Genomic DNA, 14,658 nt, shown 5'->3' with positions numbered 1-14,658 from the left:
ATGTATAGTGAAAAAGTAATGGACCATTTTATGAACCCCCGCAACCAGGGAGAAATCCCAGATGCCGATGGTGTTGGGGAGGTTGGAAACCCGTCATGCGGGGATATCATGCGGATTTTCATCAAGGTAAAAGACAATATCATCACCGATGTGAAGTTTCAGACTTTCGGGTGTGGTGCTGCCATTGCATCAAGCAGTATGGCAACCGAACTTATCAAGGGAAAGACCCTGGAAGAAGCCTGGGAGATGTCCAATAAGGCTGTTGTTGAGGCTCTTGAAGGACTACCACCAGTTAAGGTGCACTGCTCGGTGCTTGCAGAAGACGGGATTCACCAGGCAATCAATGATTACCGGATAAAACAAGGACTTTCACCCTGGGAAGAAAAGGCCGGGCACGCCCACGGTCATGATGATGAATCCGGCGAATAACCAATTTTTGATACCACTTTTCATCCTGGAAAGTCAGTAATTGCAAGGGTAAAGTTGTCGGGTGTCCCTGACAAATTAACGGTGACATCAGTCACCAATATTCTGATCCCGAAGATTTCCCCGGACCATGGAGAAGAATATCCCCAGAATACAGAGCACGGAGAATAACTGAAACCCGATACTCATAGCACTCATAAGTTGTCCGGATACCTCCGGAGTAATCTCTACTTTTCCAACGACAACGGCGATTATCATCATCGCTATTCCCATCGAGAACATCTGGCCCAAAAGCCGCATCGTTCCAAGAGTTCCGGATGCAATCCCGTAATACCTTTTTTCTACCGAACTCATGATGGCATTAGTATTCGGAGACGAGAAGAGAGCATAACCAAGGCCAATAACAGCGAGAATTACCATCAAAACAATCATGGAAGTTTCCGGGGAGAGAAAACTGAGTGCTATCAGACCGACCGCTATTACCGCCATTCCTGCAGAGGATATTTTTCCAGGCTCAATCCGGTCTGACAAGCTTCCAGCATATGATGAAAAAGCAGCCTGCACCACCGGTTGTGCGACCAGGATGAACCCAGCCTCTAATGATCCAAATCCCCGGATATACTGAAGATAGAGACTTAAAAAGAACGTAATCGCAAAGGTAGAACCATAGTTGATGAGTGCGGCTAGATTGGAACAGGCAAAGACCCGGTTCTTACTGAATAACGAAAAATGAATCAAGGGATATTCTTCCCGATGGTCATGGAAAATGAATAATCCCATTATAATGAAACCAAGGGCCAGTGAGGCATATCCATGGATCTTTGGAAGCTCGGAAAATCCGATCATAATTGCGGTCAGACTGATACCATAAAGGAGGGCTCCTTTCAGGTCAAACCGTTCTCCGGCTGCATCTGCCCATTCTCCCCGGAGAAACAGCGATATCATGGCAATGATACAAAGACCTATGGGAATATTGATAAGAAAGATGCTACGCCATCCAAACTCCGATACCAGGATACCTCCAAGAAATGGTCCGGCTGAAAGCCCAAGATAGACGGATGTTGTGTAGATTCCAAGCACTTTCCCTCGTTTCATGGGATTCGTAACCGAGGTCAGGATGGCAACTGCGGTTCCGTAGATCATGGCTGCACCGATTCCCTGTAATAACCGTGAGGAGAGGAGCATCTCTGAAGAAACCGAGAGGATCATAAGTCCGGATGCAATGGTAAAAACAGTAATTCCGATGTGAAGAACCTTTTTTCTCCCAAATATGTCACCAATTTTTCCAAAAGGAACCAGAAATGCTGCAGAGGCCAGCAGGTAGATACTATTCAGCCAGCTCAGTGACACCGCATCAAGAGAAAATTCATCGGCGATGGAAGGCAGGGCAATATTAACCGCTGAAATATCAAAGGGAGTAAGAAAACCACAAAAAAGTGCGATGATTAAAGTATACAGAGGGATATCCGGCCGCTTCATGAAGGGATGTAAATATCACCCGGCATGCTATGAAGGTTGTGAAATTATCCCGGAGTTTTTGCCTTGTGGTTTTACAGAACACGGACCCTTCCGTATTGGTTGACATCATCTCCGGTAACTGTCGCCATATGATCAAACAGGCGATATTTAAAGGAACCCGGACCAGCAGCATCAGCAGCAGCCCGTTCTCCGGCGATTCCAAATGCAGTGATTCCGGCGGCTGATGACCGGAGATAATCAGAAAAGACTGCAGCACATGCCCCGATAATAGATGCCGCCATACATCCGGTTCCGGATAACCGACCCATGAAAGGATGACCATTTTCACACTGCATAATACAGTTCCCATCGCTGACAACATCGATAACCCCGCTCATTACAACGGTGCTGCCAAGCCTTTCCGCAAGTATCCGGGTAATTTCCACCGGATCCCCGGACATTCCGCCTGAGTCAACTCCCCGGACCTCTGCCTGTATTCCGGCAAGGGTTCCGATTTCTCCGGCATTTCCCTTAAGTACCGAAATTGGTAACTCCTGTATCATTCGCTGGGCGGTTTTGGTCCGAAAACTTGTAGCACCCGCACCGACCGGATCCAGGATGATAGGGAGACCCAGTTTTCCGGCAGCTTTTCCGGCAAGAAACATCCGGGTTATCTGCTGGCTGTCAAGAGTCCCGATGTTCAGGACAAGGGCTCCGGCCATAGATACCATCTCTTCAACCTCTTCCTCAGCATGGGCCATAACCGGAGAAGCACCGATGCAGAGAGTGATATTTGCACAATCGTTTACCGTGACGTAATTTGTAATATGATGAACGAGTGGGGTTTTTTCCCTTACAGAACTGATGAATTTTCCAAGCATTTCCATAGTATCCTCATCTCTTCTCACGAAAATGTTAAAAAACCATTCGGCACTGGTCCTTGAATATTCCCTGAAGAAGTCCAATGATATAAACATATTCGGATCAATCACCTAAACTCATATGCATTTTCAATAGTGATGCAGGAAGAAATGAAAGAATGAATCACCCAAAAATCCATTTCATCGCTTTATGCGCCATTTTAACCATATTCTGTATAGTCATTGTATCAACAGCCGGAGCTTCAGAGCAGGGTATCGTAGTAATCACTTACTCGTTCGACGGAAAAGAAATAGTCAGTGAGACTGAAATTTCATTTGAAGAGATTAATAGTACCATGACTTCCGTTGGAGATCCGGGAGGCGTAGAACTCTCATTCCAGGGGCCTACCTTCAAACCGGATAATCTCTGGGATGAGGACGCAACACTCAATGTTGACAATTTAAAAACACGCGTTATCGGAGTTCCGGTACGTGAGATTCTCGAGTATGCAGGGATTTCAGAAGATATTGAAAACATTACCTTTGTTGCTGATGATGGGTTTTCAAAGAAACTACCGGTAGAAAATGTATTCTCGGTTCCAGATGATCAGGGAGAAGTAATACTGGCATACTGGAATGCAGATGAAGGACTGCTTCCGGAGGAGAGTGGATATCGCATCTACTTTAACGCCCCTGACGGTCTTTATAGTAACACGGACATGAAAAATACTCTGCCTGAAGAATACTGGCACTTTTTCATGAATACCGCCGATAATACTGCATATCCCTCTGCCAAGGGACTGTCTGTTGCAAAAGTAGTAGAAATACACGTGCAGTTGTCAGAGTAGAATACAACTCTCGTTTTCATTTTTCAAAAATGTGAAGGGTTATCCCTAAATTGGATAAGGCATTCCCAAGACATCACTATTATCACCAGTCAGTTCGGCAATAAATACCCTCGCTTCTTCCGGATGCTCTGCTAATGCCGGGATACAGACAGCATATACAATAGGAGCACCAATACGGGTCAGATCAATTGTTGAAAACCTTTTAAAATTTAAATCTACAACTGCAGATTTGTAATTATCAGCATATGAGGTGTTCCCAAGGTTGATAGCATCAGGAAGACTGATATATTTAAGATTCTCCCCCTCCGCTACACACCGGTACTCAAGAGCATAATCTATCCCACCGGTTTGAAGGAGTGATAACAGAAAGATACTGCCGTCCCGGATAGTGACTTTCCGCGAGGAGGGTTTCATTACATCCGGCAAAAGAATCTGTGTTACCAATTCATCCATTCGGACAGGAATACCGGGTGAAAATTGTCCGGTGTAGATGGTGTCCAGTATATCAGTCCGGTTATAAAACCGGTCAGCAAGTGCAAGAACCATAATTGCCCGGTAACCTGAAGCATCAAGAACCGGGTTTGCACAACCGAACCTGACATCAGGTTTCATCAGAATTTCATACCAGTTTTCAGTACTTATTTCACCGGCATACGCACTCTTGTTCGTGTATGCCAGGACCATTTCTGTCCGGCCAAACAATTCATGAGAATCGGTCCAGTTTTTTTCCGACTTTGGCATTGGTCTGTACATCAGTATGGGGATCAGGGAGTCATCCGCAACTGCGACTATGTCAAACTGCCGGTTGAGATCAGTAACCTGCCTGATACACTGGATGCTTCCATGACCCTCCACAAGAACATCAGTTTCCGGATATTTCTCTTCAAATCGTTTTTCAATCTGCTCGAAAGGGAGAAGGAGACTTCCGGCTGCTAATACCCGAACCTGAGTTTTTTCTTCTCTCTCATCGGTGCATCCGGAAAAAAATAGAAAAATGATGAGACAGATGCAGAGTATACTTCCTAACGATGTAACTCCAGCTTTGAAACCCATTTCACCCACCCGCTTCCTTCTGTTATTACTCCAGGGTTTTCTGAGAGGAGAGCAAACCTGACCGGCCCTCCATCTTCTTCAGAAAGAGGTTTCCCATCAAGTTCGTACATCAAGACCGGAGTAATAATCTGATTCTCTGTTTCACTTAGATTTTCATCAAAGGTGATGTATCCTTCTCCTTTTAACTGAATATTATCTAGCACCCAGAGATACTCATCCGAACCATACAGATACAGACGACTGGTTTCATTCAATTCGCCCATGGGCCCGATGATATCAGACAATAAAGCTCCAGTCCCGATATAAGGGCCATACCGTATTCCTGTAGTTGAGACAAGGTAGGCATGCCCGGTATAGGAAGGCATTTTTCGGATATCAGAGAGACTCATGTGTTGAGTATTTCCATCCCATTCAAGAGTAAGATTCCAGTTTTCATCTCCGGTATTCTCATCGGTATCGTCTGTAATGCATCCAGACATAAAAAGAGAAAGCACAATAAGAGAGACTGCCAGCCATCCTGTCTTCTGATTCATTAAACCCTCCGGCTCATATAAAAAGCAGTTATTCCGACTAAACCTGAAACAAGGAGTGAAAAAACTGATAAACCCGATGCAGGTGTCTTTGTTGGTTCCGGAATACTTTTTATCGGGGCACTTGGATCTCCGGTATATCCACCACGGTAAATACGCACCTCATCAACCCATTTTGATGACAATCCGCTTGTTGAAGGATAAAGACCAGAATAAAAATACTGGGCTTTTGCAGGAAGCGTAATATTCATATCAGTATTACCAAATACGTGTTTTCCGGTTTTTGGGTTTTCTGATGCACATATCATAAGACGCATACCAGTGAAGTATTCAGGAACATAACCCGTCCCCTGACGTTCTCCAGCCCCACTTTCTGCTCCGTTATACCAGGCAATTGTCAGCGGACCGGCAAGATCAGGTGGAGATATGAGAAAATCAGGAGTGAACTGAATATGGTATCCGTCTGATGCCTTAATCATCACTTCATCTCCTGTTGCAAGTCCACCGGCAAGATTGCAGATATCCACCACTGCCGTTCCTTTTATCGCTCCCATATCACGAAGATTCACTGTCTCATTGGGATCCCAGGGGTCTCCCTTGAAAACCGGGCCCTGATGATAATAATGTGTTGTTCCGTCACCAATCACGGGAAGATTCTGTTCCATCCACTGATAATCAAGCACTCGTTCAAAAGCAGTAGTGTTATTTTCAATTACCTGTATGGTCAGAGATGTTGTAGGGGCCCCAAAGGCAGGAGAAACCAGATTCAGTAGCAGGAAAAATGTCATCACAAGAAATGAGACTTCATGAATCCGGAAAGGGCTTTTTCCCCGCTTTTTTGTCTTAAAACTCATATCGACACCTAAATTTAGAGATTTTTTATTCCACAAATTTTCCACCATCAATTATGATTCTGCGATTGCCCAGTACTTCTGCTTCATTCCGGTCATGGGTTACATGAATTATGGTCAGATCCCCCCGATCATGGAGAGAACACAAATCATTCCAAAGTGATCTCCGGGTCTCATGATCAAGGGCGCTGGCAGGCTCATCAAGCAATAACAGCTTCGGGTTTACCACAAGTGCCCGTGCAATAGCAACCCGTTGTTTTTCCCCGCCTGAAAGTTGTGCCGGAGAACGATCAAGCAGAGAGTCAATCCCCAGCATTCGGGCATAATCTGAAACAATACTATGAATTTCAGGATTATTCCTGAGCTTAAGACCATATCCGATATTTTCCCGGGCAGTCATATGAGGGAAGAGGGAATAATCCTGGAATACAATAGAAATTCCTCTTTTTTCCGGAGGAAGAGAAGTTATATCAGCCCCATCCAGAATGATTGATCCGGATTCTGGTTTAAAAAACCCGGCAATTGTTTCAAGGAATACTGTTTTTCCAGAACCTGATCGACCGGTTATCACTACCCAATCATTATCTGAAACATCCAGGTTTTTCACTGGTAGTTCAAAACTACCGACCCTGACCAGAAGGTCTCTTATTCTTATCATCTGACCTCCGATAGCAGTCGTCCGCCCAATATCCGGATAAACACAAAAAGAAGGAGAGAAAAGACTACCATGACAAATGCAACCGCCGTTGCAGCATAGAGTCCTCCGGTATTAAACCGCTGATAAATCAGAGTTGAAATAATCATCGGGTGATAAGCAATCATCACAACTGCAGCAAACTCACTGACTCCCCTCCCCCAGGCCATGAGCCCTCCGGTAAGAATGTGACGAGTGGTCAGCGGAAGTGAAATCTGAACAAACGCTCTCCCAGGTGTTGCCCCAAGTGAGCGTGCTACCTGTTCCAGTCTGACCGGAACCCGACTGAATCCCTCGCGGACGGTATTAACGTAATACGGGACTGAAACAAAGAGCATTGCAATAATTATGCCTGCAATAGTCTCCTCAAACCTGATACCAACCAGCGATCCTGGCAGACCTAAAAGTCCCTGTCTCATACACAGGAGATACACAATAATGCCTGCAACGGTATGTGGAATGACAAGAGGAAGATCAATCAGGCCTTCTACCACGGATTTTAAAGGAAACTTCTGTCTTGAAAGGAGATAGGCCAGGGGGGTACCAATTGCGAATAATATCAGAGTAGAACAGGCAGCAGCGGTAAAGGTCAGGAGAATCGAATCAATAACAGAAGGATCCAAAATCGCATCAATAAATGTTTCCGGATCTGCAACCTGAAGCCCGGTCAGTACCAGAAGACCAAGAATGATGAGCAAAACCGGAAGAGATCCGGCAAAAATACAAACTGAAGTAAAAAGATCAGGACGATTCATAAAAAAACAGAGGATTTGAATTTTTCATTTCACTTCCCCGTCAGATACTGATTCGTATGCGAAATCAGACATCACCCATTTATTGCAGGGATTTGAGTTCTATCTTCTCTACAGCCATAACCGGATCAGAGACACCAGATCCGGTGAGAACGAGTGGCCAGGATGCATCGTCCTTTGGAATCAGTATATCGTCCCGGATAGAGGCGAGGATATAATCGCCGGAACGTTTCACATCAGCACTCTCAAGGGTGATTGATGTACCATCTGTTCCGGTAATGACAATCTGATATCCGCTATCTGCAAGAGACTCATTGTATGCATTATTCGAATGTTGATCGGCATCATCTACAAATCCACAGAGGAACCAGAGAGGCATACCTTTCCAGGTTTTTCCATCAGAATCGGTATATGTTGCCACATGGTTAGAGCCAAACTGGCAGACGAGAGCTGAATCGAAATAGCCACTGGAAATATCAGTTTTCACCCCACCGATCTGTGTCCCATCAAGAATAAGTCCCCATTCCGATTCCGGCTCTGAATAAACCTCAATAGTCTCAATATATTTTGCTGCAAGGCCACCAGCTGAAGGGTACTGGACTCCGCTTTCCCAGTAATAGTGCCAGTGGTTAGAGTCCATGGTCTCATGCATATCCCAGTTTGAAAAGACCTGGTCATCTCCACCGGTGAAGAATAACTGGTACCCTTCTTTAAAGTCAGGGACTACCTTGTCACCTTTTGCGAAGGCCAGAAATGGATCTCCGGCAAGGTCAAGTGCAGCAGGATTGGGATATACAGAGGGATACCCTAGTTTTGTTTCATACCCATCCGAAGCAACCAGTTTTACCAATGTTCCCGGTTCCATCCCACCAACTAGGTTTACCAGGTCGCGAAGGAGAGTTCCTTTTACTGCGGATTCAATCTTGAAACCATTCGAAAATGACTGGTTACTATTCCAAAGATCTTCAGGATTATTCGTAATCCCTTCATATTTATAGGTGGTTTTTCCATCACCAATAACTTCTAGATTATCCTCCATCCATTGATAATCAACCGTTGTCTCGTTGATGATGGTTTTTCCATCCGTTTCGTACTTCACGATATGTATCTGTGGAATTTCTTTTTGTTCAGATTGCTCGGTACTATCTGAACCGGATTTTTCAGAGAAAACGGGCAATCCGATTAATTCTATTTCGACAATATTACCAACAGAATTACCACCGGTGATGGTAGGCCCGACAAGTTTCAATGGATATGAAGGTTTTTCTCCATCTGCTGCGAGAGGTTCTCCATTCATATTGTTGGCGATGATAATTTCATCAGAAGTTGTAAGATCCTTCGTTGAAAATTCTCTCGAATATCCGTCTCCGGCTTTTACAACGACCACATACCCGGATTCGAAAGCAGCATCATTAAATCCTTCAGAGCCATGAGACACTTCATCATCTACCCATCCAAGCAGTCTCCAGAGGGGAATCCCGGTGTACTCATTCCCGTCTTCATCAGTAAAGGAGCCTTTATGGCAGGATGCTGATTCTTCAAAGAAGGTCTGGTTGATTTCATCAGAAATGGCTCCGGTAAGGCTGATAGACCATTCATCTGCATCAATCTGCAAAGAATTTCCTTCCTCAATTTGATCTCCGGCAGATACTAAACCTTGATCCTGATTATCCGGTAGATCTTGAACCAAACCAGAATTCTCATCGCTGAATAATACTGAAGCTTCTGCATTATCGGCACTTACGGGTTTCTCCCCATAGAAAAATGAAACCTCATCACCTGGAGAAAGAACTTTAATATTCAGTCCGTCTGTTTCCGGACTCCCGTAATCATCAAGGGTTGCTCCATTTACAACACAAACCCAGGTTTTTCCCTGGGCTTTGTCATATTCAAAAGAGCCGATTGCATCAAGCATCAATATTCCGTTTTTTTCAAAGGATTTGTCCGTGATCTTCAATGGAAGATCAACTACTGTTGCCAAAGCTCCAAGAGGGGTGTTGGCAGGGATTTCATATGATTCATCCGAAACATATGATGAAATTTCAACAGTATTATCAGACAATGACAACGGACCTTCAAATAGAATTTCACCAGACCCCATAACAGGTCCAACCATCAGAAGGAGGATTACCAGGACAAAGCCCAGGTAAACCTGATTTTTATTTATTCCTACTTTCATCCAATTCACCGATCGTGGCATCTAATCCAAAAAGATGCAGAAATAAGATCACTAGTTCTAAAAAAGAAATTTCCGATTTGATTTCATAAATCAAATGATATATCACCTGATTTCAGGAATACCTGTCATACCTGTATTAACCTATTAGTCATGGAGAAGAAATCATACCATAGTCTATGGTCAATCATACTTTTTCAACCGAAATGAAAGATCCTGGATATGAAATTTTCATCGCAATTGTATCCATCATCTCCATTTTTAACCTGGGAATACTCTGGATTCCAGGACTTGATGAAGATACCCACTCTCTCATTCTCATCATGAATACCGGACTTACCGCAATTTTCCTATTGGATTTTATTTTCCGGATTATTACGGCAAGGTCAAAGAAACAGTATTTTATTCAGAACTGGGGTTGGGCAGATCTTCTTGCATGTGTTCCGGTTATGAGATTTTTGAGGCTTTTCAGGATTTTTAAAGCATACCGGATTATACACAACCTTGGATTACATAATATCAGACGACATCTTTTAGAAAACCGTGCTGAAACAGCCATTTACATCCTTGTTCTGATGGTGTTTCTCATTATTGAATTTGGATCGTTTTTCATTCTCCTGGCTGAAAGAGGAGCAGAAGATGCGAATATTATCAATGCAACTGATGCCATCTGGTGGGTCTATGTAACAATTACAACCGTAGGATATGGGGATCATTACCCGGTGACCAATGCAGGAAAAGCCATTGGGATCCTGGTTATGACAACCGGCGTAGGGATATTTGCCACATTTGCCGGATACATTGCAAATAAACTTCTTTCATCGAAAAAAGAAGAGGAACCAATTGTTCAGGCTGATCGAGAGATATTAGAAAAACTTGATCTGCTCAAGGCAACCATTGAGAGACAGGAAGCAGGATATTCTGATATCACGTTGCGTTTACAACAGATTGAACAATACCTAACGCAAAATACCAGAAAATAAAAAAAAACCATCACCGTTTTTCATCTGCCTGTACCTTTTTACCCCACAACCCCTATTATTCAGTGAAATGCACGAGCCGGCTGTGAAAAAAACTCTTTATTGGTGTGAACACTGCAATATTCCACTCATCGCACGGAGTTGTAGTTGCGGGGGAGAGGGAAAAACCATCCCTCTTCTTCAGCCATACGACCTCCGGCCAGCTCTTTCTGCAGACCGGAATCTCATCTACGAATTAATTGCATCACAGTTTGGAGAGATCCCTCTTCCAAAAGTCATCCTCCTCAATAAAACCGGAGGATATGACCGGGCAGAACTGGTCATTATAAACGGAGAAAGGTTTGGATGGCTTACCTTTGATCCGGTTACCAGAAAATTTTCCCTGGATATCACTCCCGAAGCCCTCCCTTTTCTCCTGACCCACATCAAGAGAGGGATTGTAGATCTTACCAGAATAGTTGACCTGAAATCCGAAAAGGGGAGGATAGGCGGGAAGAGATTCAAATTATCAGAGCCTCTCTCTGACGGAACGGTAATTATCACCGCAAATGGAAAATATGGGACCGGAGTTGTAAAAGAAGGATATATCCGGGTTAAAGAACTCCTTCAGGTAACTCCCCGGACATATCCTGACCCTGACTGGGAGGCCGTGATTGCACAGAATCAGTATCATCTGAAAAACCTTGAAAGAAATGCAATCCGGACCATAAAGAGTCATATCAATGACCGGCCGACTGCAAATGTATCGTTTTCAGGGGGAAAAGACAGTACTGCAATACTTCATCTGGCAAAAAAAGCAGGAGTTACAAAATCCTTTTTTATCGATACCGGACTTGAATTTCCCGAGACTATCCGGTTTATTGAGGAACAGGGGGCTGAAATTATTCGGAAAGGCGGTGATTTTTTTCAGGCAGCGGAGAAAGCAGGTCCACCGGGCAAAGACAACCGGTGGTGTTGTAAACTGCTTAAACTCCATCCCCTGAAGATATATCTTGCTGATGTCGGACCATGCGTCACTATTCAGGGGAACCGCTGGTATGAATCCTGGAACCGGGCCGGTCTTGATGAAACCAGCCAGAACCCGGCAAATCCCCTTCAACTGAATATCTCACCCATCAGAAGTTGGAGAGCATTCGAAGTCTTCCTCTACCTCTGGTGGAAAAAAATCCCGATGAACCCCCTCTATGAAAGAGGAATTGAGCGGATAGGCTGTTACCTCTGTCCGGCTATGCTGGAAAGTGAATACGAGGGAATTAAAAAAACCCATCCGGAGATGACTGATAGGTGGGATGATTTCCTGGATAAATGGGCAGAGAAAAAACAGATGCCTGATGCATACACCGACTGGGGGCTCTGGCGATGGCGGGCTCTTCCTCCCAAGATGCGGGAATTATGTAGGAATATGGGAGTCCTGGTACATGATGACTTTACCCTTGCAAAGGGGACGCGAACAAAAAAGAAACAAGAACAGGTTTCTGCTCAAAATATCCCTACAAGAGAGCCTCTACAAATAGAGCAGGATATTTTCAGGGATATTAAGCACGATTTTCCGATTCTTGGTGATGTCATCTACCTTGATAATGCCGCTACTAGTTGCTCACCTGAACCGGTTGTCCAGGCATTGGTGGAATTCGAACATCAGTACAGGTCCAATGTAGGGAGGGGAGTTCACCGGCTAACCCGGATAGCAACCCAGCGGTACTGGCATGCCCATGAGAAGGTTTCGAAATTCATCGGGGGAACAGCAGGTATCACAGTTTTTACTAAAAATACCACCGAAGCAATTAATATGGTTGCCTATGGTCTTTCCTGGAGTCCGGGTGACAGGATTGTTACAACGATACTCGAACATCATTCAAACTTCCTTCCCTGGAAGGCTCTTGAAAAACTGGGCGTTATCGTTGAAGTAATTGGCATTACTCCGGACTTTATGCTGGACATGGAAGCGTTCAGGAATGCCCTCGTAACTCCGGTAAAATTGGTCGCAATTACTCATGCATCAAATGTACTTGGAACACTTCTTCCAGTAGAAGAGATAGCAGACATTTGCAGAAAATGCGGGACATTACTCCTTGTGGACGGAGCACAGGGAGCTCCTCATATTCCGGTTGATGTGGCAAAAATAGGATGTGACTTTTACTGTTTTTCCGGGCATAAAATGCTCGGGCCTACCGGAACCGGTGTTCTCTGGATGAGAGATCCAATCCTGAAACCAATGATGATGGGGGGAGGTATGGTTGAATCGGTTACAGAAAAGGATATCACCGTGCTTGAGGGCTATGAGCAGTATGAAGCAGGAACCCCGAATATTTCCGGGGGAATAGCTCTTGGCATTGCAATTGATTATCTTCGGAAAATCGGCATGGAAAAGATCCATGACCATGAATCAACCCTTACCACCCATCTCATCAGCATCCTGAAAACTCTGGACAGAATAACGGTATTTGCGCCTCCTCTTCCAGAAAACCGTATAGGTGTTGTATCATTCACGGTTGAAGGAATGCACCCTCATGAAATGGCTCAGCAGCTTGATGAACATGACATCCTTGTCAGGTCTGGACTCCATTGTTGTCATCCCTTAATGTATGCTCTTGGTCTTCCGAACGGAACCGTAAGAGTAAGCCTTGGTATTTATACAACAATAGATGACATTGACCTCTTTATCGCAACTTTAAAAGAGATTATTGCCAAATAATCAGCGGATTATTCGTTCCGGATGAGCATATATCACCAGGGAATCATTTTGGAGACTGGCAATACATATTCCGTTTTTCTGTCCAATCTCCTGTGCCAGTTTAGTTAGGTGGCTGGCTGTAAGAATGAGGGGAATTCCAACTATCAGGCATTTTCTCACAATTTCAGAGGTAATGATGACTGTACTCATACACCAGGTCGTGGAAAAATTGATTGATCCCATAAGAGCAGCACCGATTATCCGGTCAGTCACCTGTTCATCACCGATATCAGACCGCTGATAAAGAACCTCCGGCCCCAAAAAGAGAGATGAAATTGACGGGCTATTGGAACTTGCACGATTGAACGCATTGAATCCGGATATTCCTGTTTTCAGATCCTCTACACTGACAGAAAAATCAGATGAAATCACCGGTAGTTTTCCGGGGTCAACATATGAAACTGCTCCTCCACACCCGGAGAGGATTGTTTTTTTCGGACCCGGACTTGTGAAGATGTTTGTTGTAAGAACACTAATCCGGTTTTTTTCAGGTCTTATAGACTCTATCTCTTCAATTTTTGAGATGTATTGCTCGGTGAACAAGAACCCTGTGAAATATTCTTCCTGATTTCCGGGCGCTAAAAGGATAGTAGAGACATGTTTTCCATTGATGAAAATTGCTGTCGGAACCTCATCATAGAGCTCCCTCTGAAGATCTGATGGCGTGCCTGTTTTTTCAGGTGATGAAAGACTGATGATATCCATTATCATAGTATCATTCTATCAGAGGAATAAAAAGTCAGTGCATGTGCAGGAATTTTATTTCAATGACAGGATATAAACCGAAACAATTACTATCTGAGTATATGACACATTCTCGTTCGCTAGGATATTTTAATCCAGTATTTTTTCTGACACTCTGCATCACATTCATCGCCATTATTTCTCCGGTGTCGGGAGATAATTCGGAGATTTATATTGCAAGTATCAACCTTCCATCTGATAGTACGATCGTGAGTCCGGGCATGAATATCTCCCCGATAATAACTGTAGTTAACCGGGATATCAAACCCGGACAGGCAGAATCATTAAAGTTTACCGGATCACTCGGCCCGAGGACTCTTATTACCACAAATGCTGAATGGCCGGTTCCGGCAAAAGGGGAAGAAAGAACCTATACGATACCATTTACCATCCCTTCCCTTCAACCTGGTGTTTATTCACTTGAAATAGGGCTCATCCTGGATGATCAAGAGAGCAGTAATGGAGTAATCAGCACAATGAAAGCAAAGACAAATATTCAGGTGACACATCCGAAACCAGGTTCAGCCATCAGTGATTGTGGATGTTCTTAGA

The 14,658-nt window shown here is 44.2% G+C and carries 14 protein-coding genes; 5 read left to right on the top strand and 9 right to left on the bottom strand.

Features of this window, described 5'->3' with window-relative positions; translation table 11 throughout:
- Entirely contained in the window at positions 1–429 is a 429-nt protein-coding gene (nifU, locus tag DLD82_RS10275) for a Fe-S cluster assembly scaffold protein NifU (RefSeq protein ID WP_109941015.1), read from the top strand.
- A gap of 87 nt (positions 430–516) precedes the next feature.
- Here nifU and DLD82_RS10270 read toward each other — a convergent pair whose 3' ends face one another.
- Entirely contained in the window at positions 517–1,905 is a 1,389-nt protein-coding gene (locus tag DLD82_RS10270) for an MFS transporter (RefSeq protein ID WP_109941014.1), read from the bottom strand.
- A gap of 71 nt (positions 1,906–1,976) precedes the next feature.
- The gene (gene thiM / locus DLD82_RS10265) at positions 1,977–2,771 is read right to left on the bottom strand and encodes a hydroxyethylthiazole kinase (RefSeq protein WP_109941079.1); all 795 of its coding nucleotides are present in this window, start codon (positions 2,769–2,771) and stop codon (positions 1,977–1,979) included.
- 152 nt (positions 2,772–2,923) lie between these two features.
- On the opposite strand from thiM, the gene DLD82_RS10260 reads away from it, so the two are divergent.
- Entirely contained in the window at positions 2,924–3,592 is a 669-nt protein-coding gene (locus tag DLD82_RS10260; RefSeq protein ID WP_109941013.1) for a molybdopterin-binding protein, read from the top strand.
- A 45-nt stretch (positions 3,593–3,637) separates the two neighbouring features.
- Here DLD82_RS10260 and wtpA read toward each other — a convergent pair whose 3' ends face one another.
- From wtpA to DLD82_RS10230, 6 genes are all read right to left on the bottom strand, one after another.
- Complete coding sequence (gene wtpA / locus DLD82_RS10255; protein WP_109941012.1) at positions 3,638–4,645, bottom strand: tungstate ABC transporter substrate-binding protein WtpA; 1,008 nt, start codon at positions 4,643–4,645, stop codon at positions 3,638–3,640.
- A complete protein-coding gene (locus DLD82_RS10250; protein WP_109941011.1) occupies positions 4,615–5,178 on the bottom strand; it encodes a molybdopterin-dependent oxidoreductase in 564 nt (187 codons plus the stop codon). Before DLD82_RS10250 ends, wtpA begins: the two co-directional genes overlap by 31 nt.
- A complete protein-coding gene (locus DLD82_RS10245; RefSeq protein ID WP_109941078.1) occupies positions 5,178–6,029 on the bottom strand; it encodes an argininosuccinate synthase in 852 nt (283 codons plus the stop codon). The genes DLD82_RS10250 and DLD82_RS10245 overlap by 1 nt, the downstream gene beginning before the upstream one ends.
- Before the next feature lie 25 nt (positions 6,030–6,054).
- Complete coding sequence (locus DLD82_RS10240) at positions 6,055–6,684, bottom strand: ATP-binding cassette domain-containing protein (protein ID WP_109941010.1); 630 nt, start codon at positions 6,682–6,684, stop codon at positions 6,055–6,057.
- Entirely contained in the window at positions 6,681–7,475 is a 795-nt protein-coding gene (locus DLD82_RS10235) for an ABC transporter permease (RefSeq protein WP_109941009.1), read from the bottom strand. The genes DLD82_RS10240 and DLD82_RS10235 overlap by 4 nt, the downstream gene beginning before the upstream one ends.
- Before the next feature lie 79 nt (positions 7,476–7,554).
- The gene (locus DLD82_RS10230) at positions 7,555–9,651 is read right to left on the bottom strand and encodes a molybdopterin-dependent oxidoreductase (protein ID WP_109941008.1); all 2,097 of its coding nucleotides are present in this window, start codon (positions 9,649–9,651) and stop codon (positions 7,555–7,557) included.
- Between the two features lie 176 nt (positions 9,652–9,827).
- On the opposite strand from DLD82_RS10230, the gene DLD82_RS10225 reads away from it, so the two are divergent.
- Both DLD82_RS10225 and DLD82_RS10220 read left to right on the top strand, forming a co-directional pair.
- Positions 9,828–10,631: an ion transporter gene (locus DLD82_RS10225; protein ID WP_109941007.1), complete on the top strand. Its 804-nt coding sequence runs from the start codon at positions 9,828–9,830 to the stop codon at positions 10,629–10,631.
- 67 nt (positions 10,632–10,698) lie between these two features.
- Positions 10,699–13,323: an aminotransferase class V-fold PLP-dependent enzyme gene (locus DLD82_RS10220; RefSeq protein ID WP_109941006.1), complete on the top strand. Its 2,625-nt coding sequence runs from the start codon at positions 10,699–10,701 to the stop codon at positions 13,321–13,323.
- Here DLD82_RS10220 and DLD82_RS10215 read toward each other — a convergent pair whose 3' ends face one another.
- Positions 13,324–14,067, bottom strand: coding sequence for a formate dehydrogenase accessory sulfurtransferase FdhD (locus tag DLD82_RS10215; protein ID WP_219968328.1), 744 nt, complete (start codon positions 14,065–14,067; stop codon positions 13,324–13,326).
- A gap of 101 nt (positions 14,068–14,168) precedes the next feature.
- On the opposite strand from DLD82_RS10215, the gene DLD82_RS10210 reads away from it, so the two are divergent.
- Positions 14,169–14,657 carry a hypothetical protein gene (locus DLD82_RS10210; protein ID WP_219968327.1) on the top strand — a complete coding sequence of 163 codons (489 nt, stop codon included), beginning with the start codon at positions 14,169–14,171 and terminating at the stop codon, positions 14,655–14,657.
- Position 14,658: the final 1 nt, after the last annotated feature.

The sequence above is a fragment of the Methanospirillum stamsii genome (assembly GCF_003173335.1).
GTDB lineage: Archaea > Halobacteriota > Methanomicrobia > Methanomicrobiales > Methanospirillaceae > Methanospirillum > Methanospirillum stamsii.
The sequence above is the reverse complement of the archived record's forward strand: the minus strand, read 5'-3'. Positions and strand labels throughout refer to the sequence as shown.